The sequence below is a fragment of the Pelagicoccus mobilis genome, from assembly GCF_016595505.1.
Classification (GTDB): Bacteria; Verrucomicrobiota; Verrucomicrobiia; order Opitutales; family Opitutaceae; genus Pelagicoccus; species Pelagicoccus mobilis.
This window is the reverse complement of the sequence record NZ_JAENIL010000039.1, coordinates 38165-62089: the sequence shown is the minus strand read 5'-3', so window position 1 is coordinate 62089 and position 23925 is coordinate 38165. Positions and strand designations below refer to the sequence as shown.

The following is a 23925-nucleotide window of genomic DNA, read 5'->3' as shown; positions in this document are numbered from 1 at the left end:
GCCCATTCGAAGCGAGAATTCACTCTAGCAAGCGGCAATGCGCCGCAGCAAAAGCTCATTTTCGCTAGAGTTAGGCGTAAGTCGCCTGCCTTTTTCGGAGTCCCTTGTTGGTCACAGATCACTCGTTAAACCCCATACCCCACTTTTACCATGACCGACTCACGACGCGCGTTCATCAAGAAGTCAGCCAAGCTCGCAGCACTTGCCCCCATGTTGAGCTGGGCAGCAGCCAGTCAGGAGAGCGATTCCCTAGGCAATGTTCTCCCAATGCGAAAACTCACTCGAGACGGCGAACGCGTCACCTCCCTTTGCCTCGGCGGCTACCATCTTGGTTTCACCGAAAACGCCAAAGAAGCCGAAGCCATGGTGGAACGGTCGATGGAGCTCGGTATCCGCTTTTTCGACAATGCGCGCAAATACCACGGCGGTCGTTCCGAGGAATACATGGGACGCTTCCTAACACCAAAGTACCGTGAAAAGATCTTTCTCATGTCTAAGGCGCCGGATCGCACGGCAGAAGGAGTAAGACGCCAATTGGACGAAACCCTCAAAGCGCTCAAAACCGATTACTTAGACCTTTGGCAAATCCATGCCCTGCAAACGCCAAAGGATGTGGACAACCGCATGAGAGACGGCGTGCTCGAAGTATTCCTCGAGGCGAAAGCACAAGGCAAGGTCCGCTACATCGGTTTCACTGGACACCGAAACCCCAAGACTCATCTGCACTTCCTCGAGTTCCTCGATAAGAGAGGTCTCCTCCTCGACACCTGCCAGATGCCGCTCAACGTCTGTGATCCGAGTTTCGAGTCGTTCGAAAAGCACGTCCTCCCCGTTCTCCTCGAAAAGGAATACGGGGTCATCGCTATGAAGACCATGGCAGGCGGGAGCATGATGGGCGGTCGCATCGATACCACGCCTCAGGACATCCGGACCAAAGACATCCCTGACGTCGTCGCCAAAACCGACCTGACGCTCGCGAACCTCCACCAATACGTTTACTCGCTCCCCATTTCCTCCCTCTGCACCGGTTGCCGGAAGCTCCACGAAATCGAAGAGAACGTGGCCGTGCTCCAAAACCTAAAGGACCTTTCCGAAACCGACAAAGAACGGCTCATCGAAATAGCCAAGCCCTACGCAGGGCTCATCGTAGAGAACTACAAACGCGTTTTCGCGTAAGATCATATAAACTCACGGAGTCTCAATACAGATACACTCAGACTCCCCAATCAAGGTATGAATATCACTACATTCGCAAAACCTCTCCTCGCAGCCCTAGTCCTAAGCAGCGGACTCTGCTCCTCGCATGCCGCGACAAGCACGGAACGCCCCAACATCGTCATCATCCTTACCGACGACCAGGGCTACGCTGACATCAGTTTCAATCCAGACGCACCAGAAGAGGTTCACACTCCTCATATGGATCGTCTCGCCAACGAGAGCGTCTTCTTCTCGCAGGGTTATACAAGTGGTGTTGTTTGCTCGCCAACGAGAGCCGGACTCATGATCGGCCAGTACCAACAGCGCGTGGGCGTCTACACCGCCGGTGAAGGGGGAGAAGGTTTCGATCCTTCACGAAAGATCTTTCCATCATTCTTGCCAGAAGAGTACCGCAGTATGGCAATCGGTAAATGGCACCTCGGACTGGACAACGACTATCCCGAACTGAAATGGCACGCCGTAAACCGCGGTTTCGACGAAGCGTACAAGTTCATGGGACGCGGCGCTCACGACTACTTCGGACTTAAGGGAATGAAAGGCGACTACTCCGCCATATACAAAGATCTCCGCCGTATCGACGAGAGTGAATACAAGGGGTACCTAACCACCCGCCTCAGCGAGGAAGCTGTCGACTTCATCGATCGCGAAAAGGACAACCCATTCTTCCTCTACCTCGCTTACAACGCGGTTCACACCCCTGCCCAAGCGCCCCAGGAAGATATCGACTACTACAAGAACAAGTATCCGCATCTCTCCGAACGACGCGCTATCCTCATGGCAATGCTCAAGCACCTCGACGATGGGGTGGGAATGGTCGTCAACAAACTAAAGAAGGAAGGCATTTGGGACAACACGATCGTGTTCTTCCTCTCCGACAACGGCGGCACAAAGGCGATGGAAGCCGACAACGGGCACCTACGTGACTACAAGCAAACCGTTTACGAAGGCGGAGTGCGCACGCCATTCATGATGAGTTGGCCCAACAAGTTCAAAGGCGGTCGTACGATCGATACGCCCATCATCTCATTCGATCTACTCCCTACCGTACTCGACGCCCTCGGAGAAAACCCACCCGAAGCGAAACACTTCGACGGGAAAAGTATCCTTCCACTGATAACCGAAAACGCTACCGATCATCATGAAACCTTGTATTGGGATACCAGCGACGAGCGCAAAGGCTGGGCCATCCGCCAGGGCAAATGGAAGCTCATTGGCATCCGTGGCAAACTTGAACTCTACGACATGGAAAAGGATCAGTCGGAAACGACCAACTTAGCTAAGCAGCACCCAGAAACGGTAGAGTCACTAAAGAAGCAGTATCAAAAATGGCGCTCTCAAATGGCAGAGCCTTCTTCCGCCAAGAAAAAGAAGAAAAACAAAAACAAGGATAGCTAAGAGGAATATCCCCAAACCAGGAGGTCCAGCCGCTCCGCGGGTGGACACAAAAGACTTCAAGGGCGTCCACTTTATGGACGCCCATTTTTTTGGTTTATCAGCAAACGCAGTGGAAGAGAACCCAACCGTTGGAGTTCCGCCTTTAGGCGGCAACCCTAAGCAGCGGAAACTGATACCCCGCTAAAGCGGGAACTCCAACAGTTCCGCCTCAAGCAGCAATCCACTGCATTTGGCTATGATATCATTTTTTTGGCTAAACCACTACGGCCGCACCGGCGTGCCATCGTCACGCCGCACCTGAGTCCAGTTGTAATTGTATTCTACCGGAGGATACTTCGCCGCGGCTTTCTCATCAATATCAATGCCAAGGCCAGGAGCCTCGTTCACATGGATATAGCCCTTCTCCACTCGCGGCATTCCGGGGAATACCTCGTAGGCTACGTCTTTGAAAATCGGAATTTCCTGCACCCCAAAATTCCACACCGCTAAATCGATATGGCAATGCGCTGCGTGCCCTACGGGAGAGGTATCACCGGGACCGTGCCATGCCGTGCGAACATTGAACCACTCGCCTAAGCGAGCCACCTTCATGGCCGGCGTGATTCCACCAATCTGCGAAACATGGATTCGGATGTAGTCGTACAAACGCTCACTCATCGGCACCAGCCATTCATGCGGACTGTTGAAAAGCTCCCCCATCGCAATCGGTACCGAGGTCTGTTCACGAAGTTTCCGGAACCAGCCAATATTCTCCGGTGACAATGGATCCTCCATGAAAAACGGACGATACTCTTCGACTCGTCGAAGAAGATCAATCGCATCCATAGGTTGGAGACGCTCGTGCATATCGTGCAACAGTTCTACCGAATCTCCATAGGTTTCGCGGGCGGCCTTAAAGATATCGATCGTCCCCTGCTTGTAGGCTTGAGGAGAGATCGTCCGATCCTTCTCCATGCCGAACCCAGCCTCCTTGTAAGAAGGTTTAGTTGCGAGATGGGTCGACCCGTATCCGCCTAATTGGATACGGATGTTTCGGTACCCCATTTCCTTAAAGCGACCCACATCCTCAACAACTTCCTCAACTGACTTACCAGAAGCGTGTCCATAAGCATCGACCGCAAAGCGAGTCTTGCCACCGAGCAAATCGTAAACCGGCATCCCCGCCATCTTTCCCTTAATGTCCCAAAGAGCCTGATCCACTCCGCTAAGCGCGTTGTTCAAAACAGGACCATTCCGCCAATAGGAGCTTTGATAGGCCATCTGCCAATTCTCCTCGATGTTCCCGACACTCCGTCCACGGAAAAAAGGATCCAGATAGTCCTTCACCGCGCTTACCACGGAATGCGCCCTTTGAGTGAAGGTCGCGCAGCCCACCCCGTACAAACCGGCTTGATCCGTCTCCACCTTAACAACGACCAAGTTCGTTCTATAGGGAGCAGTCAGAATCGCTCTAACCTTGGTAATCTTCGGGCTTGCCCCTCCTTTTCCTTTCGTATCCGCGGAGTCCTTACTTTTAGCGGAGCTTAAGGGTATTCCAAAGATCCCAGCAGTCCCTAGAGCTGATGCAGCTCCAAACGATTTAAGAAGTTTCCTGCGATTCATTTTTCCGTCGTTTGAACTCATGTAGTTTTCTCAATTTAAATTCCTAACCAACACGCGTCAGCTGTGAAGTCGTCTCATTCTCGGAGCATACTATATCAGATGTTGGCCTACCTTTCCACCAGGACGCCAACACTGATCCTGAGAGATTCATCCAAGTCCCGAAAATGATGGACCCTAGAGCTGAGCTAGTACTTTGCAAAACATTCAAAGCCAGAGCGGATCCCATACCTCCGTTCTGCATTCCAACTTCAAGAGCAACGGTTCGGCATTCGCTCTCTGAGAGATTTCCAATCCGAGCCCCCCAATATCCGGCAACGTATCCAATCGAGTTATGAATAATGGCCGCTATGAAAAGACCAACTCCTACGGTTAGAATGGCTTCTTGCGACCCAGCTGCGATGATCGCCACGATATAACAGATGCTTAGCATAGACACGACAGGAAGCCCACGGCTCAACCACTGCTGACGCAATACCCCCATCAGCACAAACGCACCGCTAAGACTGTACAAGGTCTTCGTCCACGACTCGATGAATGGAGCAGCAAAATAGAAACCCACAGCAAATGCGAAAACAATGGCCCGCCAGTATCCACTCTTCCACTTCGACTGCAAAAGATAGTGAGCAAGCAACCCGGCACCGATTGGCAAAATGATTAGATTCAGAATCGAGAACATCATACCCAAGAAATCGATGTCAATCAATCGACCAGCAAACAGAGACATCACCAACGGAGTCAGCAATGGAGACAGCAAAGTAGAACAAGCAGTCATCGAAACCGAAAGAGCTACATTTCCTTTTGCCAAGTATGCCATTACATTCGAAGCCACACCACCGGGACAGGAACCGATTAAGATAATCCCTGCAGCAATCTCTGGGTCGAAGCCCATGCTGTAAGCAACAGACCAGCCCACCATCGGCATGATAGCGAATTGCAAGCCGATCCCAATCAAAACAGCCTTTGGCATCCGCAAAGCGTTGGAGAAGTCCCTAAGGCTTAACGTCGCCCCCATTCCAAACATGATGATTTGAATCAATGGCAGGATCAGCGATCTCTGATCAAAGCCTCCCACAACCAAAAAGGCCTCCGGATATACAAGGCTCGCCAAGAAAAACGCAAAAACGAGGCAGGTGAACGAGAAGGTTTTCAGGTGGACCTTTAACTGAAAATAGAATGCCGCCAAAAGCATCGCAGCAACACCCATAAGACCAGCAGGCTGGTATTGTTTCAAAAAGACAAAGACCGTTGAGATGACAACAGACGCGAAGACAAGGAACAGAAGTAACGTCACCACCGGAGCAGCGATACGAAGGGGCACGATTTTCATGATTTCAGAAGTCGTTTTAGATGAGGCAACGATCATAAGTTGAAAGTTAACTCGGACGAAATCAGCTCCCATTCGGCTTTACTCGTAAACTCCACACAAGACCTAGCTTAAGGTCCCCGCATCCCAATTCTGGATACATCTATACAAAGTCCGACTCGACAACCGACACAGCCCTTCTCCTGGATATCTCCAACACCTGTGTCCGACCTCCGCCAGTAAAGCTCCGGAAAGCACGAGGACTCAGTAGGAACCGATCTGGATATGCGTCGGCACCGAGTTTCATTGCATCGACCAAGGATCACCCTAGAGTCGCGCTACTTTATCAGACCAAATCTGATCTTTTCTGTTACAGCCCCCCCAAACAAGATGAAGCTCTCTCTGCGTACGCGACTCGTCGTTTTCGGACTCCTTACCACAATAACCCCACTGGTATTCCTCTCAGTCATCTACATTCGCAATGCCTCGAAAACGCTAGAAGAGAACATCAGCGAAAACATCGAAAACAATTCACTCAGTCTCGCCGGAAATCTGAACGATCTGATCGAGCAACGCTCCCGCGAACTCAAGCTCCTCACTCAAGCAGACGTCTTCGAGGAAGGGAATCGCGTGCAAATCACCCAGTTCCTGAATGAAGCCATCGAGGAATCACCAGACATCAGCGAGCTCTACTTCTTCGATCTCGAAGGCCGCTCCATCGCACTCTCGGGTTCCTTAAACAAAGACGAAATCGACTTTTCAGCAGCCAAGATCTCGGAGGCTCTTTTTCTGCAAGCGACCAAGTCTAAACAGGGCGAGATTTTCAGATCCAATATCAATCAGGATTCCTTCAGCATCCTCTCCCCCGTGACCGATGACTCCAATCTGAACGTCATCGGCGTTTTAGTTACCTCCATCCGAACCGCCCTCATCAAAGAAATCATCGAGGACTTCCGGCAAAGCAGGCTACCAGAAGGAAAGATCATTGTGTTCGACAGCTTCGGAAAAGCCATCGCGAGTTCAAACATACCAGCCAACAGGCCCCACTCATTGGATACGGATCGAATCCAGAGTGAAACGGACCATGTCTCCAGCGAGATCCTCACCAACGAAAGCAACGGCGAGAAAAACTTCGTCACTCGAGTCGACTTCGACCTCTTCGGAAGCGCCAAGACCTACGACTGGACGCTCGTCTCCTCGCTCCCCCGAGAGGTTGCTCTCGCGCCCCTACGCGAGGCCAATATGACTTTCATCATCATAACCATCCTAGCCGGTCTTCTCGCCATCATAGGCGCGATCTGGACTGCTTACACCTACACCGACCCCTTAGTCCGGGCAACACGAATGGCGAAGCAATTCGCGGACGACATCAAGTCGATCGAACCCCTGGAGAATCCGCCGCACGAGGTAAAAGTCCTATCCGATGCCCTAATGTCCGCCGCGGGACAAATCATCTCGAAAACCAACAACATCGAAATGGCCCGCAAGGAGGCAATCCGTTCCAAGGCCGAAACCGAAAAAGCTCTGGAAAAAGCGGAGATCGCCAGCGAATCCAAAACGACCTTTCTCGCTGTCATGAGCCACGAGGTACGTACTCCTCTTAATGCGATCCTAGGAGTCGCGCAGATTCTAGAGTTGGACCAGTCCCTTTCTCCTGACGCGTTGGGACACATCAAAATGCTCAAGACCGCGGGGCAAAATCTTCTTCAGATCCTGAGCGACGTACTCGACCTCGCTCAGATAGAGTCAAATAAACTTGAGATTCAAACGAGCGCCTTCGACTTGAACGAAGTGTTCGCTCCAGTCGTCGATATCCACAAGCTGCTTTGCGACGAAAAGAAGATCCAGTTCAATGTAGCCTACGAGTGCGACATGGATGCCACCTTTATCGGCGATGCGCTAAGGACACGCCAAATCCTTTGGAACATCGTAAGCAACGCAGTCAAGTTCACCCTCAAAGGTTCCGTATCTATTCACGCCTCCATTGCGGAAAACGAAAAGTTTCCCCAAATTTGTGAACTGATGTTCACCGTCTCGGACACAGGAGTCGGCATTCCCAGAGCCGATCAAAGCCGCGTATTCGAATCGTTCATACAGGTCGATTCCGGCAAATCACGATCGTTCGAAGGAACTGGATTAGGTCTGGCCATCGTCAAGAACCTCATCGAACTGCTCGACGGAAAAATCAAGCTCGTTAGCGAGCCTCAAGTTGGGACAATCGTGAGCGTCTCGCTCCCCTTGAAGAGAAGTGGGAGCTCAATTCCGGCACCATTCAACCGACAAGAAAACAGCACGAATCAAGAATCTGAAAAATCAGGCGCAAAACAACTCCAGTCCGACAAAACGAGAGCACCCTACGTCCTCATCGTCGATGATAACGCGCTCAATCTCAAAGTGCTCCGAGACCTGTTAGTTGAACTAGGCTACTCCTGCACCATCGCTGAACGAGGCGACACCGCACTCGAAGTTCTCTCCAACAAGTCCATAGATCTAGTAATCCTCGACGAACATATGCCCTCCATGAGCGGGCGAGAGTTGACGCGCACGATCCGCTCGAAATCCGATAGTCGGATAGCGAATATTCCCATAATCGGCCTTACCGCCGACGTGCTTGCAGCAAACAAGAACGCTATGCTAAACGCCGGCATGAACACCGTGCTCAACAAGCCACTCGACAAAGATCAACTCACCTCCGTTCTCCAAAGTCTCCAATAAGCGAATTCCCGAACGAACCAGGAAATGCCCCAGCGCATAGCCCCCCAGAAACCGGCGAGAGATCCAATCGAGCAAAACCGCAGCTCATAAGCTGACTAACTCAAATGCCTCACAGTAAGCTCGAACTCAGAACTGTGGTTTTCCCCAGAAGTTGACCTAGCCGTCTACTCATGCTACTCAATCCGGAACCTTAGCTTTCCCCAACAACAAACGTGTCGGTTCGATTGAATCCACTCATTCCCACATTTCTTGCGTTCTTCTCGATCCTGACGCTCTGCGGTTCCGCGAACGCTCAAATACCGTTCCAGCCTTTAGAAGCTGAAAACGCGGTGTCCAACGCACGCGACCTACACAGAGACCAAGAGGGCTACCTGTGGATAGCCAACAATATCGACGGTTTGGTAAAGTTCGATGGCTATGAAGCGATCAAGTACACTCACGATCCCAATCGTCCCGGCACCCTCTCGAGCAACATCATAACCCAAATCCACGTCGACCAAGCAGGCAATGTTTGGGCCGGATCAGACAAAGGACTAAACCGCTACACCCCGGAGCACGACTCCTTCACCCTTTACCAGCATGCGCGTGGCAATCCTCAAAGTCTCGGCGGGCATCTCGTAGAAAGGATCAGCGAGAGCGATGATGGAACGCTTTGGGTACTCACGGAACACAGCCTCAACCGCTACCATCCCGAAAACGACACCTTTAGCGCGTTCAGCTTGAGCCCTAAGCAAAAGAAACAGGGACATCGCTTCACTGACTTCGTAATCGATGCGAAAGGACGCTGTTGGCTACTAGAGTCGTTCGAAAACCTTTGGCGACTCGACTTTGAGACAGGCAAATTCAGCAAACAGAAGCTGTTCGACCACAACGAGAAGTCCCGTAAACGCTTCCACCGCGATAGCCAAGACACCCTTTGGATCGGAACCCGAAATTTCGGGCTATACGAATTGGATCCGGACTCGATGACGCTCAAGACCTTCCCTATCGCTAATGATGGAAGCGGACCGAACGGGAGCGGGGTTACCGATTTCGTCGAATACCCAACTGGGAGGCTTCTCCTCGCCGTCGACGGAGCAGGCCTCAACATACTGGATCTTCAGACTCGACGTTTCAGCTACCAACACGCAGCTCCCGGATACAGCCTCTCTTCAAATGGCGTCAAAGCGCTTCACTCAGATAAAGATGGGATCCTATACATAGGACACACGCGTACCGGTATAGATGTGCACAATCCCCACTCGGGACGATTCGAAACCTTTCGGAAAAACCCGGAACGCCTCGAGACTTCACTCACCCACAACGTGGTCGGTTCCCTCTTCGAAGCAGACGACGGCAAGATTCTTATAGGAACCGGCGGGGGCGGCATCAGCATCTTCGATCCCGTGTCGAAACAGACGGTCAACATCACAGAGTCTCCGGGCGGACTCAGAACCAACATCATCCGAAAAATCGACCAAAGCAGCGACGGTCTGTTTTGGATTTCCACCTGGGACGGCGGCGCCCACGTCGGCAGATTTCAAGATGGAAAATTCATTCCCGATCCCGGAAAAAGCGAAAAACTGCTTAAGTACGGCAAGAAGCGCCAATGGGATATCGAAGTCGATCGCAAGGATCGTATCTGGATCTGTGATACAAGCTCACGCATCTATCTACTAGATTCCAATGCCGAGTTGATCGACACCTTCCTCCCCCCAGACATCGGATCCAGCTTTTTCAATCCCATCGTCACCGAGCTTCCCTCGGGAGATATCTTTATCTCCAGCCTAAACGCAGTCTATCGCTTCGATGAATCCTCCAGAGTGCTAAGCCACTTCGCTTCGACCAAACGTGCCACCGTGGTCAGCGGATACGAAAACGGGGACGTCATCTACGTTGGAACGGTCAGCGACGGATTACTCGTCTTCGACAATTCCGGCAATAAAATCGACCAGTTTAATCAAGACGACGGCCTCCCATCGAACCATATACGCTCGCTTCAGATTGCAGAGAGCAACCAACTATGGGTGGGCAGCTTAGACGGGCTTTCAAACATAAACACCGCTCAAAGAAAGATCCGAAATTACGACGTGAATGATGGACTGCAGGGCAATCAGTTCCACATCGATTCCTCGTGCAAAACGAAAGAAGGCATACTCTACTTCGGAGGGACGAACGGATTTAGCAGATTCGACCCAAGAAACGAAGTCACCAACCCGATTCTACCATCGGTGCAAATCGACCAGATTTCGGTATTCGGAAAGCCACTCGATTTTCGGGCGAAAGATTCCCCGATAAGCCAACACCCTAGCACAATACAGAGACTGGAACTGGACTGGAAACAGAACTTTATAGGCTTTCACTTCAAAGGGGTCACGATGACGAACCCTCAACGTACGCAATACGCCTACAAACTAGAAGGCTTGGGTAACGACTGGACCTACGTCGACAGCAATCAACGCTTTGCCAACTACACCAACCTCCCATCCGGCGAGTACCGTTTCCACGTTAAAGCTGCCAATAACGACGGACTCTGGACCGAGGAAGCTAAGACGATCAGTATCAGCATCATCCCTCCTTTTTGGAAACGCTCCTGGTTCTACATCCTCGCATCCGTTTTCGTAATCGCTAGCTCTTACACCTTCATTTCGTACCGCGAACGCCGGCTGCGGCGTGACCGCAAGAAACTCTCCCTACTCGTAAGGGAGCAGACTGAGGAATTAAGACTCCACAAGGTGAATCTCGAAAAAACGGTAGAAACGCGAACCTTAGAACTTATTACCGCCAAAGAAAAAGCAGAGGAAGCGAACGAGTTGAAGTCCCAATTCATCGCAAACCTCTCACACGAGATCAGAACCCCTCTTAACGCGGTAGTCGGATTTAGCAACCTCATCAAGGAAACCGACCTAGATGAGGAAACACGCAATAGCTACATTGACATAATAGACGACAACTCCCAGCAGCTTGTCCAGCTCATCGAGGACATACTCGACTACTCAACCCTTACCGCCAACCAATTGACCGTCTTTCCAAAGGAGTTTCCACTCAATGAGCTCGTTGAGAATGTCCATCAAACCTACCAGCTTCAAGCTGAAGAAAGATCACTCAAATTCTGTACCCAACATTTCTTACAATCGGAAAACGTCATTATATACTCAGACCGTACAAGAATTAAGCAGATCATCGACAATCTTCTGAACAATGCTCTCAAATTCACCGAAGAAGGAATCATAGAACTCATCGTATCCAAAAGCCATGACAGGGTAGCTTTCTCCATAAGGGATAGCGGCCGCGGAATTCCCGAAGAGAGCATCGAGATGATTTTCGACAAATTCGTAAAGCTCAGCGAAGACCACAACGCCGCACGTCGAGGAGTCGGGCTCGGGCTTGCCATATCAAAGCAACTCGCTGAGCGACTGGGTGGAAGCCTCCATGTAGACTCGACCTACGGTGCTGGATCAACCTTCACCTTCGAGATACCCATAAGATTAGAGTCCCCGGCCACTTAGAAACGCATCACCTACGATTTTTCCTCTAGCGAGGGAACTCATATCCCAAGACGCATCTAGGAGTCAGCCACGATTCACCAATCGGATTCTGATAACGTAAAGAAACAACTCTGCACACTACCAACAAGCTCTAGATCCTCCTATTCCGCCGTCTCCAATTCGATCCTCAAGAACACGGGGTCACTTCCAGGATCGAGAACGTAATGTCTAATTTCATAATCATCGTTCAGCGGCTGCGTGTCCGTTCTTAGCAATCGCTCATTAGTAAACTCGGACCCGAGTAGATACCAGCTGCCAGGAGCGAGAGTGTTGCTCATTTTCAATACAGGCTCGTAATCCGACGTGAACCTACGATGTACATAACTGTACACCAACGAGCCATCCTCGGACAAGCTGATCAAGGGAAGACCCGGTTTCGGGTCCTGGCCGAGCTCCAGCTTCGAAACGTTCGCTATGCGAGGATCGCCGAGGTCATGGAGAAAATAGAACACATTAGCGACACCATTGCCTGAAAGGTCCCCAAAGTCCTCGGAGCCATCATCAGCCAAACCATGTTCCTCACGAAAGAGACGCAGCAAGGCGTCTTCCGCTGCATAGGTCAGAGCCACCACGTTTCCTGAATTGTCCGCCTCGCCAAGCGAGGTTACCGGATTCACATAATACTCGTAGGATTCGCCCGCAACACTTGTTGTGTCATTGAAAAACAGTGGCAATTCGCCCGAGTCCGCGTTGAGCAACGTAAAGCCAGACTCGCCTTCGCCTTTTCGGTAAACCTTAAAGCCCAACAAATCCTGATTGTGCACACCTGTCCACTGGAGGCGTTTCTTTCCCCCTGCACGCTTCATGGAAAAGGACCACTGAGGCCTAAACGCCGGAACCTCACTTAGCACCGAGCTAGATCTCGTATTCGAAAAACCTGACTCATTCCCGGCTTCGTCCACAGCTGTCAGGGCGTAGTGGTAAGTGATCCCTCGCTTGATACGCATATCCCAGTATCGATCGTTAATTGCGTGAAACGGCACAGACTTTGTCAGCTTTACCGCATCTGCAATCGTCTGCCCCTCTTCCCAACGATACACATTGTAGCCTACCACGTCATCACTCGAAGACGCGCCGATCCTGATGTAATTCCGGTATCCATTTGTTTCATTCGCTTGCGTAATTCTCGGCGGCTCCGGAGCGATCGTGTCGGAACTAGGAGTCACATCTACGATGAGTACGTTATCTATGAAAACACTGCCTTCGCTATCGCCATTTACTCGACGCCACTCGAGAGCGATCCGAGTAATGCTCACAGCCTCAGCAGGAACGTCCAATTCTTGTTCATAGGTTTGGAACTTCGATCCATACAAATCAGGATTAATCGCTTCAAAAGCCCCCTCGATCTCAGCTCCCGTGTCAAAACGTATCACCATCCGATACTCCACCTCTTCTGGATCAATTTCTTCAACCGTATCATAGGCTGTTCGAGAAACCAGCCGCAGTCGCGTTGCTCCATTGAGCGAGACATCCACCGTCTGAGTGGATACGGCGATTGTTTCTGATCCTAAGGCAAGCGTACCGACCGTATACTGCCCACCATTTCGAGGCATCCCCGTAAGATTTACTCCATCCTCATTCTTTATCGACAGGGGTTCGATATCCGTAAATTCAATACTGCCCTCGAAGTCTTCTAGAAAAAGATGCTCAGGTGAGAATTGCGCTCGCCACAGTTCCGCACTGGGCGGGAAAGCTCGGTCCGTCCAGGCAAGGAAGTCCAAAAGTAGAGCCTCATTTACCCCATCCGCATGAGCGAGCGGTAGCAGTCGATACATCGAGTCCGCCACGCTTTCTCCGGGCGATGGGAATACATCTTTAGACCCATCGGTAAACGGTGTCGGGACATAGTCTCGCGTGTTGATGAAATGGCGGGCATTCGTTCCATCTTCCGCCGCATCGAGCCGCTCCATGGTATCCACATTCTGCTCTTCGACAATATGCAGCCACTCATAGAAGTACTCCTCGAAGTACTTTCGCCACAAGCCCGGTTCCACCAAATCCAAACCGCGATAATTGTCACGATTCATCCGATCATCCGAATAAACGATGTACGGCGGTGTCGTACGCATCGAGAAATCCTGCTTGCTGATCCCCCGACTCGTGTAGCGTGACTGCATCATGTTCACCTGATTAAGCATCTGGGTCGCCGCATAAGGATGCCCAGACATGCTCTCAGCCCAATTTGTATGGATCTTCACATAATCCCAGTCTAGCGGCGAATTCATGCCAGCCGGTTTTCTGTATCCAGAATTCAGGATCTGCTGCAATAGATACCATTGATTGGATACAAACTTACCGCGCTGCACATCTTGATTTTCGAAACGATCAAAGTCCAGACTCGTGATATGCGGAGCGAAAACCCACACCGTACTCCTGACCCCTAGTCCTGGAAATCCCAAAGCCTCCGGTGTGTACAATGGAACTTGGCTTGGATTGTAAGTTCCTTGCGGAGCATCCATTTTGTCCTCCAACTCAAAATCTCGCACCGCATAGGCCAGTTTCACCGCACGCCAGCGTACCAGACTACCACGCATCAGATCCCAACTGATTCCCGGCTTCACCACCTGCCAAATCTGATCCGTGTCACGATTTTGGTGACGCCATTCGCGATAGAAATCTACGTTAAAGTCTACCGTGAAGTCACCAAACGCAGCATTCAGCTGCCCGGCTGCAGTCAATGTCTCTACTCCGGTGCTCTCCAGCCTACTCATCAATCGATCAAAGAGCCAACGCGGCGTTTCATTCACCTTAAGATTCTCGTTCCTCAGATAATTCGGCAGGTCCGTGCGGGCTTCATTCAGCATCACGCTATCCTCCCACATGTCCTCTGGCGCGAGATCCGGCAGCCATTGATTCCAATCTCCAAGCTGAATCGAGAGAGGGACCTCACGAGGACTCATGGAAGCTCGATGATCCACCAACTCAGCTATCTCTCCATGGCTGGTCCCATCAGGCAAAAGCCCTTCAATGACTCCATGGTCCCCCTCGACGACCGCCTCCAAGCCACGCCCCGCAAGCCAAGACGCTGCCTTCTGCTTTTTGACGAGCTCAGGATCCTCAGTCTTGGGATCTGTCCCAGCACCCGGTTGAAAGGGAGGATTCCAAGGCCGACCAGGTGCTGGCATATCCCCAGGCAGATTCAAATCCAACGAGCGAATGTAACTCGCGATCTGAGCGCTTTCTTCGTAGGTCAAACCATGAAAAAGAGATCGCCCGATTATCGTCTCATTCGAGTAGTTAAAATATTTGAGGTCGCTGCCATCATCGAAATGGCAACTGGCGCAGGCCGCCACGATTGGCGTTTCCGAAATCGGATTCTCTATCAGGACGTTTTTGGCCCTCCAAAGGGCTAATCCTGCCGAGATATTCTCTTGGTCCGTGTAAGGTCCGATCCAAAGACTCGGGTCTTCATCTGTAAAAGTCCCCTCCTCCAAAGTAGATTCGCCATTCGTATCCACGAAATCGATATCGATAACGCGTATAGCCGTCGTCCGACCATCTGTTCCATTCAGTCGGAAGGCAATCGTGTTCTCCTGCCCTTCGATCACGTCGCTGCCATCGACATAAAAGCGAATCGTCGAGAAGATCCCGCCAATGCCATCGTGACTTTCCTCCATTGGAGCCATCTCGATGTTTCGGTTGTAGAGAGTCTTCCATTCGCCCTCGTTGATTTTCACCGACACCTGCCCACCAAACCGAATGTTGTGTATCTGAAGGTACACCTTTTCCACTTCGGGTGAGGATGGAACAGGAACCACTGCCGACTTCTCCTGCGGAGAAACATCCCAAGTCACGACACGAATCGGCAACTCGACCGCATCGCCCCGCCAAACGACGATAAGCGCTATAACGCAAGCGACAGAGACAACAAAGAGACTGTGTGGTTTGCTAAACACGAAGGGGCATCGGTTACGGATTAAGCAAAGGTAATACGGAGCGAAACGTAGATTGTTACGGAAAGCTATTTGCGATGAAGAACAGCTCCAGAAACGAACAGGTTTCCTCGTTATTCAGCACAACTCCGAGGCGTAGGCAGGCATCACCGCTCTCAGGCCTTTAGAACCAGATACAAAAAAGCGGCGAAGAACCACTTCGCCGCTTACCCCAAATACGAGTCCTACCCCTAGAACTCGTACTTTACGGAAAGCTCGTACGTACGTGGAGCTTGATGGATCATCTGCTGATAGTAGACGTTTCCTGTACCATCATCCATTCCACGATTCGGATACCAACCGTCGTCATCGAACAAGTTGCGAACACGGAAAGTCAAATTCAGGTCCGCGTCGTTCTTGAGCTTGACTCTCTTAGAGACGAATGCGTCCGCAGTGAAGACTTCGTATCCATCGAACGGATTCGCTACATCGAAATCACCCACCTCGTCTAGGGCATATCCAATCACAGGAGCCTCGCGCCAACGAGCATTCGCTCCGATACGAACCCCATCCATCTTGCCATCGCGGAAGCGGTAGCTGGTCACGAAGTTAGCACCCCAAGGGTTATAGCGGAGACGCTGCCCACCAACTTGCGCCCAAGCTTCGTCAAGCTTGCGATCGATGCCGTCGATGATATCACCTAGAGTGTCCCCATCCGCTCCATTGACGAACAAAGCGCGTACTGCATCGTCGCCCGCAACAGGAGCGACAAACTTCTCGTACCAAGGCATAAAGGTCACGTAAGTGTCGGTGATTGCAGAGTCATTCTTGTAAACGTTGAGCATCAGTCTCCAGTTGCGTGTCGGATTGATGGTCGCCTCCAGCTCGTAGCCTTCAGTCGTGGTGCTCTCAACTTCCGACCAGCTGCCGTTCCTTCCCAGGTCGAAGAACTCGTCGTAAGTCAAAGCGTCAGCGACCTGATCTTCGTAACCATTGGTTTCCATACCGACGAGGAACTGCTCCACCAGACCGTTGCTGCGGATCAAGCCGTTGCGCAGCGGATTGGAGATGGAGTTCTCGCGAACATTCTCGAAACGGTTCAACTTAAGGATGACCTTGTTATCGAACAGGAACGCCCGGAAACCGATGTCCTCACCTTCACCCTGCTCGTCAAGTAACGGCCTTCCGAATACATCGAAATTACTGCCACCTGCTGAAACAGTATTGGTAGACTCGTTCGCAAAAAGGTCGAAGTTTTTGCCAAGCTTGAATACAACTCCGTAGTTAGTGTTATCAATCGGCCGTTTTGTAGGTTCAGATAGTGTCACCGAATCGCGGCCGAGATAGATACCGTCGTCGTTCGTGTCGAAGATCGCTGCCCGGTTTGTGATATCGTCCTTACGTGTTCCGGCAGTAAATATGAGGCGGTTCTCGAAAAGGGACCACTGAGCGATGTACGCCTGCGACCTCGTTTCTCTAGGATTGTAGCTCGGCGAGCCCTTGCGAAGAAACGCGTTTTCCACAGCGGGAACGATGCCTTGAGCATAAGAGGCATCCTCTGCTTGCGACAAAGGCGCAAACGGATCGCCCATGTAGTAAGGCTCATTGTCCCCGGTCAAATAGTAGCGACGATTGATAGTGGCGGTGACCGCATCCAGGGTCGTAGACATCTCCACAAACGACTCGCCGTAGCTGTCCTCGTCGCGAGCGTAATACATCCCCACAAGCGATAGCTTGCCGAGATCGAAATTACCGAAAATCTTCCGATCCCGCATATCAACCACATGCGAAAGGGTCACACGGTACTGATCGTCGTCATTGTCGTTTTCGATGTACCATGGATTGGACTCGATATAGGGCATACCGAAGTACGGATTGAGCGGTTGACCACTACCGTCTGGATTCTGAGTCGGCAAATAGTAGTTGTTATCGATCCAGATACCGAAGTCCTGACGACGGACCGGACGGAAATCGAAAGAGTCCGATTCCTCATGGGCATAGGCCAGCTCCACATAAGTGTTTTCCGCCAATTGCTGCTGCAATGAAACGCTCCACTTATTGTAGTTTACATCGTAAGAATCGGATGGTCCCGATACGATGTTCGTAACCGGATAGTCGATACCGGCGATAGAGTCACCAGTGAAGCTGATGGAGTTGCCGCGTGTGCCATTGACCCATGGCTCATCACTATAGGTTTTGCCCATCCAGTTCATGACCGGAAGGGAAAGGTCGTTCTCGATTACTACAAGGCGGTAAAGGGTGCCCTTCTTCACATTGGTGCCCCACGAACGGCTAACTCCGGCTGTCTGGTTCTGCAGATCGGTCAGAGCCTTCTTGTCCTTGTTTTTGGAGGCATAGTTAGCCTTCGAAGTAACGTCCATACCAGCGAGGTTCGACTTCTCATCTAGAGCGAGAGGCGAATCTAACCAGCCAGAGAAGTTGTCCTTGGTGAGGTAAGGGCGAGGATTAAGTTCGTCGATCGTCCCATCCTCGACGTTGAAGTTGATGGAGGTCTTCTTCGTCGGTTTGAAAGTGAAATTCAAATACGCAGACTTTCTCCGGCGGAACTGAAGATCGCGATGCGTGCGTCTGTCGTCATAGAGAGCGGCAAAACGAACCGCCAATTTATCCTCCACCAGAATCTGGTTGATATCCAACTCGGCTCGGAACGACCCCTCCGAATCTGCACGGAAGTTGACCTCGCGCGTGTCGTCAGAAAATCTGCCTCGCTTGTAGGTTGAATTAATCGCCCCGCCTACGGAACCAAGCCCGAACAACAATGAGTTCGGTCCACGCGACTGCGTGATGCGCTCGGTGCTGAAGCCATCCTGCTTGATACGGGAAAAGAAGAAATTCTGCGTGAGCCTAGTAGCACGGAATCCGCGAGAGTTGTAAGCGATCCCGGTACGAGCACTGTTTCCGTCGATATCCGCGACGTCTCCAACAAAGGACTGCGTGCTTGGAAGGAACTCAAGAGCTTCCTCGTAGTTGAGAGCTCCGATATCCTCCAGCATCTCCTCGGTAAGGATCGTGACTGGATTCGCCAAATCGCGCACGCTCGTCCTTAGCTGGGTGCCTGAAAGCGTTTCAGTCGCATAGTAACCAGAGTCACTCGATCCATCTATGGTGAAAGGGCTCAGCTCATAGATCTCTTCATTTTCTTCCTCTTGGGCGTGAAGCAGTGGAGCAACAAGCAGTGTCAGGGCAAACGTAGATCCTAACACGAGTTTATTCGATTTGTGGATTCTTCTCATTCGGGGATGTAGCTTTTAGTTTTTTTGATATCCGCAGCACATAGCGCACGGATGTAGTGGGGTTGTCTGTCCTGGGGGCAGCAGGATTCACCTACCAACATCAAGAACTCACATATCCTTATGCCCTTTTTTGTTTTTTTTTAGTTTTCTAAGGTAGTCCCCTTTCGCTCCTTAAAACCCGACCAACAAAAAGGCGCCTCACAATCGTGAGACGCTCTCCTTACTTACCTTAAAAACGAACGACCTCGATCAGTTACTTCTTCTTTTGGAATGAAGCATAGAATTCGTCTTCCGAAAGCTTCCCGTCGCCGTCCTTGTCAATTTTCGAAAACCCCTTGGCAAAACCCTTAGCACGTTGCTTAGCGTCAAACTCCTTGCCCTTCTCTTTCGCGGTGCTCTTGCCGCGCTTTACCTTGACAGCAACGAACTCCTCTTGGCTCAAGAAACCATCTCCATCAGCATCGCCATTTTTAAACATAGCTTGTTGGCGCTTAGACGCCGAAAATCCTAGGGAGGCAGTCGATAAGACAAGCAAAGCAGCGAGGAGGTAACGGGTGATCTTTTTCATAATCTAAGAAGGGATAGAGGTTATTGGAGCAGGAACACTTCACCTGCTTCACTGCACGAACTCCACACGCTCCACGATTCTTACGGATTCTTTTAACAGAATCACTGCTTCATCTATTAATCTCTTTTCCAACTAGCTCGCATCAAGGCAATGCGGTATTCGGTTCGACAGCATTTTTTGGATACGGATTACTCTCACCAAAAACCAGCATTTCTTCCCTCGTTTCGATTTTAACGAACGACTCATCTACCTCGCCATCCACAATGGATACTTCGCTCGGATCCAAACCGAGATGTTTGATCAAAAACGGATAGGCAGCCTGCCGCTTTGATGGACCATAATCGTGGCCCTCCTCAGCAAAGTGAGCGTTCCCAATCGAGTTCTCCGCACCGTAAAGCTCATAGACCTGTTTCACATACGGAAACTCAAGCTTAGGCGTATGCCGTGTCCAATCACTGCCATTCGAAAGCAACAACTGCGGCCTTGGGGCAGCGAGGGCGGCGATCTCAGCATTGTTGGTTTTATGAAACGCGCTCTGATGAATCGGCATGCCGCTCTCGCATTTGCACCCTCCAAAAAAGAAGGCCGAGACTTGGCAGGAAGGGATGCTTACCGCCACACGATCATCCACTGCAGCTAATATAAACGACTGTGCGCCCCCTCCTGAATTCCCCGTAACAGCGAGTCGCTTCGAATCAACACGAGGCAATGACTCTAGAAAATCCAAAGCCCGGATACTATTCCAAATCTGCAATCGAAGCACTTCGGGAGCTTTCTTATGATTCCACCCAGCTTCCTTCCAGTCCCCGTAACCCACCATGTCGTACTGGAAGACCGCAGCGCCCATTTTAGCGAAGACCGCACAACGTGTTTGCCGATTTGCATTAAAACGCCCGCCATGTCCGTGCGGACAGAGAATTCCCGCTAGCTCGCCATTGTAGTTCGTTGGCAAATACAGCGAACCGGTTACAAAGAATCCAGGCGAACTTTCGAAAGCGACACTTTCCACAGAGTAACCATCATAGATCCGCTTATCGGTGAATTTCGCGTTCAATGGTGAGCGCTTAGGGAGCTCACTCAAACCTGCCCCTTCAAGAATTCCTTTTTGTATCGTCCGCTTCCGTTGCTCCCACTCGTCCAAGTTCGAATAAGTCGCTTTAAACGATTCCAACTCTTGCCGCGACTCTTCGACCGTTTGAGCGCGTCCTCGTCGCAACATCGGGTCAATCTCCTCTAGATCATCCGCTTTTACCTGCGCCTCAACAACCTGAGCTATCACTAGGACCCCAAATCCGAGCGCGACAGTGATAAATCGGATTCGCAAAATCATCTTAGCAAGATCTAGCATTCACCCACCAAACTCCCTCTACACCTGAAATTTTACGATATCCACTCCAATACATGCGTTAAATTCAAACCTCCTCTGGAGTGGAACAAGAAAGCACCCCTCTCAATTAACGATGCCGTTCGCTAAGAATCTTTTCACCCTGCTCGCACTCCTATCTTCAGCATTCACTTTTGCTGAAGCGAACAAGCCCAACGTCGTCTTAATCGTCGCCGACGACCTCGGTTATGGCGACCTCTCCTCCTACGGTCAGACGGCTTACGATACTCCTGAAATCGACCGTATCGGCGCGGAGGGGACCCTTGCCACCGACTACCATGTTGTCGTCCCCTATTGCGCTCCCTCACGAGCATCCATGCTCACAGGCCGATTCCCCTTGCGTCACGGCATGATCCGCAATCCTCATCCTGACACAACTCCCGAAGCGGATGCTGTCGGAATCCCAGACGAGGAACGAACGCTCGGCGAAGTTTACCAAGCAGCAGGCTACCAGACCTCACTCGTCGGAAAATGGCATCTCGGCCACCAAGCCCAGTTCCTACCTACTCGTAACGGCTTCGATTCCTACTACGGGATCCTCTATTCCAACGATATGCTGCCCATTCAGACTATGGTGAACGAAACGGTGGACGAGAACCCAATCGACCAGCGAAATCTCACAAAAAAGTACACCGACCGAGCCGTTGAGTTCATCGACGAAAACAAGGACTCTCTTTTCTTTCTCTACCTCGCCCACTCCATGCCGCACAAGCCTCTGGCTGTATCCAAAAAATTCTACACGCCCGAAACACCAGACGATCTTTACGCAGATGTGATTCGCGAGCTGGATTGGTCAGTTGGCGAAGTCATGAAAACGCTCGAGAAGCACGACATTCTCGACAACACCATCGTCATCTTCACCTCCGACAACGGCCCACACTTCGGAGGCAGCACCGGCGGCTTCAAAGGAAAAAAAGCCACTCCCTGGGAAGGCGGCCTGCGAGTTCCCTTCCTGATTCGCTACCCGAAAGCCTTTCCCAAGGGAACAGTCGTCGATACCCCCTTCTGGTCACTCGACCTTTTCGAGACCCTCTTGGACCTAAGCGGAATCGAAATACCGATAGACCGTAAACTCGATGGCGAAAACGCGGTCGCCCTTCTAAAGGGAGAAACGAAGAAGCACGCCCCGATCTTCAGCTCCCACGGCGAAAAGGTCATCACCATCCGAGATGGCGACTGGAAGCTCTACCTCAACGAGCCCAACTACCTCTCCGCCCGTGACCGAGATCCCGACTGGGTCGATCCCAGATGGCCCAACGGAACCACCATACTCGCCCAGGCAGAGCAGCCAAAGACAACGCAATATCCCGGTATTCCGCCTGAGCGTTTCGAGAATCCTCTCCCTCTTTTCAATCTAGCAAGGGATCCGGCCGAGATGACGGACTTGGCTAAAGAGTATCCAGAAGTCGTGAGTCGGCTCCGCAAGAAGTACGAACGCTTCCTCGCTAGCATGCCGGAGCTCAATTGAGACTAGTGAAAACATTTAGTTTAGAAATTGAACAACCCTAAACCTCTGCTATTTAAATAATCGAAACATCCCAACTCACCCACATAAATCGAGTTAGTTAACCGGGAAACCTACCCCATTCTCGAAATCCTACTATTTCTAACTAGCTATAGAATTACTATAATTCCTTACCCCGCAGCGGGACCGTTCTGGTGTACGCAGAATTGTCCCCGAAAAACCAAACCGATATCAAAAACTAGCCTACCCCGCCTATGAGTTCAGCCAAGTCGCTTACCTCTCTCGCAAGCCTGTTTTGCGTTTGCGCAAGTGCCCCCTTCGCCGGCTCTTCCGATACCGAGACTTCCACCCGAGCCTCGTCCCCTCATATCCCATCCATTCACCACGTCGATAAATCCACACTCAAGGGAAAAGTAATGGTTTCCTACATCGGATGGTACAACACCGACCAAGACGGAAGCGGTAGAGGTTGGACACACTGGGCTCAGGATAAACACAAACCTCTCGAGGCGGATAATGTCTCTGTGGAGTTCTTTCCAGACCTCTCAGAATTCGGCCCAGAAGAACGATTTCCCACCGGACTCACCAAAGCGGACGGCAGTCCAGTCGAGCTCTTCAGCTCGTTACAGCCCGAAACTGTCCAGCGCCACTTCGAGTGGATGGAAGAGTACGGAATTGATGGAGCATTTGTTAAACGGTACGCATTGGACTTCGGATCAGAAGTCTCCCGAGCGCACACGAACACCGTTCTTTCAAACGTCCGTACAAGCGCCAAAGAAACCGGCAGAGCCTACGCCCTCCACTACGATCTCAGTGGGCTACAATCCGGACGTATCGATACCCTCATCAAAGATTGGACGCATCTAGCCAAATCAGAACAGATCACCAAGGACGAAGCCTATCTGTGGCACCGAGGCAAACCGCTAGTAGCCATCTCAGGCATAGGAAAGTACAAGCAAGATTTCTCCCTCGCCGAATTCGAGCGATTCGTCGACTTCATAAAAGAGCAGGGATGTTCGGTGATGATCGGAACCACAGCTAACTGGAAAGACGAGCAAGGCGAGCTCATCACGGACGCAAGCACGCTCAAGATCATGGAAAAAGCGGATGTCCTGAGCCCTCGCTCAATTGGAAAGTACAAGACTCCAAAGGAAGCCCTCAAGTTCGCGAGACGAGTATGGTCCCACGAGAAAGAATGGTGCGACGCCAAGGACATCGACTATCTCCCCGTCGCCTTCCCAGGTTTCAGCCGTGTTAGAGATGGAGTTGTCGTGCCCCGTCGCCACGGGAAATTTCTCTGGGCCCAGTTTATGGGTCTCAAAAGAGCTGAGTGCGATATGCTCATGATCGCCTCCTTCGATGGGTTGCACAACGGCACAGCGATCCTTAAATGGGATAAAGAGATCGGCAGAGAAAAAAGCCAGAACGACGTGATCGCCGAACAAATTCCGAACGATTACTATCTTCGACTTACAGGAGACATGTCACGCGAGCTGAAAAGCGCCATCGCCGAACAAGAGGGCGGACTCAAGCTAGCCTCCCATTAAGGCAACTCTTAACGAATTCTCGGGATAGCTGCTACCTCTCTCGGTATCCATAGAGCCACCGCGGAAAAAAAGCCC

Annotated in this window: 12 protein-coding genes; 6 read left to right on the top strand and 6 right to left on the bottom strand. The window is 51.3% G+C overall.

The window, feature by feature from the left end:
- Nucleotides 1-150 precede the first annotated feature (150 nt).
- The gene (locus JIN87_RS19245) at nt 151-1176 is read left to right on the top strand and encodes an aldo/keto reductase (RefSeq protein ID WP_200357242.1); all 1026 of its coding nucleotides are present in this window, start codon (nt 151-153) and stop codon (nt 1174-1176) included.
- A gap of 57 nt (nt 1177-1233) precedes the next feature.
- Nucleotides 1234-2613, top strand: a complete 1380-nt coding sequence (locus JIN87_RS19240; RefSeq protein WP_200357241.1) for a sulfatase-like hydrolase/transferase — start codon at nt 1234-1236, stop codon at nt 2611-2613.
- 261 nt (nt 2614-2874) lie between these two features.
- Here the strand turns inward: JIN87_RS19240 and JIN87_RS19235 are convergent, their stop codons facing one another.
- Nucleotides 2875-4215, bottom strand: a complete 1341-nt coding sequence (locus JIN87_RS19235; protein WP_200357240.1) for an enolase C-terminal domain-like protein — start codon at nt 4213-4215, stop codon at nt 2875-2877.
- A 43-nt stretch (nt 4216-4258) separates the two neighbouring features.
- Complete coding sequence (locus tag JIN87_RS19230; protein WP_200357239.1) at nt 4259-5578, bottom strand: bile acid:sodium symporter family protein; 1320 nt, start codon at nt 5576-5578, stop codon at nt 4259-4261.
- Nucleotides 5579-5908: 330 nt separating this feature from the next.
- On the opposite strand from JIN87_RS19230, the gene JIN87_RS19225 reads away from it, so the two are divergent.
- Together JIN87_RS19225 and JIN87_RS19220 are read left to right on the top strand one after the other, a co-directional pair.
- Complete coding sequence (locus JIN87_RS19225; protein WP_200357238.1) at nt 5909-8233, top strand: ATP-binding protein; 2325 nt, start codon at nt 5909-5911, stop codon at nt 8231-8233.
- Between the two features lie 224 nt (nt 8234-8457).
- On the top strand, nt 8458-11721 hold the full coding sequence (locus JIN87_RS19220) for a sensor histidine kinase (RefSeq protein ID WP_200357237.1): 3264 nt from the start codon (nt 8458-8460) through the stop codon (nt 11719-11721).
- A 140-nt stretch (nt 11722-11861) separates the two neighbouring features.
- On the opposite strand, the gene JIN87_RS19215 is transcribed toward JIN87_RS19220, so the two are convergent.
- From JIN87_RS19215 to JIN87_RS19200, 4 genes are all read right to left on the bottom strand, one after another.
- Nucleotides 11862-15656, bottom strand: a complete 3795-nt coding sequence (locus tag JIN87_RS19215; RefSeq protein WP_200357236.1) for a fibronectin type III domain-containing protein — start codon at nt 15654-15656, stop codon at nt 11862-11864.
- Nucleotides 15657-15883: 227 nt separating this feature from the next.
- Complete coding sequence (locus tag JIN87_RS19210) at nt 15884-18886, bottom strand: TonB-dependent siderophore receptor (protein ID WP_200357235.1); 3003 nt, start codon at nt 18884-18886, stop codon at nt 15884-15886.
- A gap of 253 nt (nt 18887-19139) precedes the next feature.
- Nucleotides 19140-19454, bottom strand: coding sequence for an EF-hand domain-containing protein (locus tag JIN87_RS19205; RefSeq protein ID WP_200357234.1), 315 nt, complete (start codon nt 19452-19454; stop codon nt 19140-19142).
- Nucleotides 19455-19596: 142 nt separating this feature from the next.
- Nucleotides 19597-20784 carry an alpha/beta hydrolase family protein gene (locus JIN87_RS19200; RefSeq protein ID WP_200357233.1) on the bottom strand — a complete coding sequence of 396 codons (1188 nt, stop codon included), beginning with the start codon at nt 20782-20784 and terminating at the stop codon, nt 19597-19599.
- A gap of 130 nt (nt 20785-20914) precedes the next feature.
- Between JIN87_RS19200 and JIN87_RS19195 the strand changes: the two genes are divergently transcribed.
- Nucleotides 20915-22306: a sulfatase-like hydrolase/transferase gene (locus JIN87_RS19195; RefSeq protein WP_200357232.1), complete on the top strand. Its 1392-nt coding sequence runs from the start codon at nt 20915-20917 to the stop codon at nt 22304-22306.
- A gap of 251 nt (nt 22307-22557) precedes the next feature.
- Nucleotides 22558-23850: a glycoside hydrolase family 99 protein gene (locus tag JIN87_RS19190; protein ID WP_200357231.1), complete on the top strand. Its 1293-nt coding sequence runs from the start codon at nt 22558-22560 to the stop codon at nt 23848-23850.
- Nucleotides 23851-23925 lie beyond the last annotated feature (75 nt).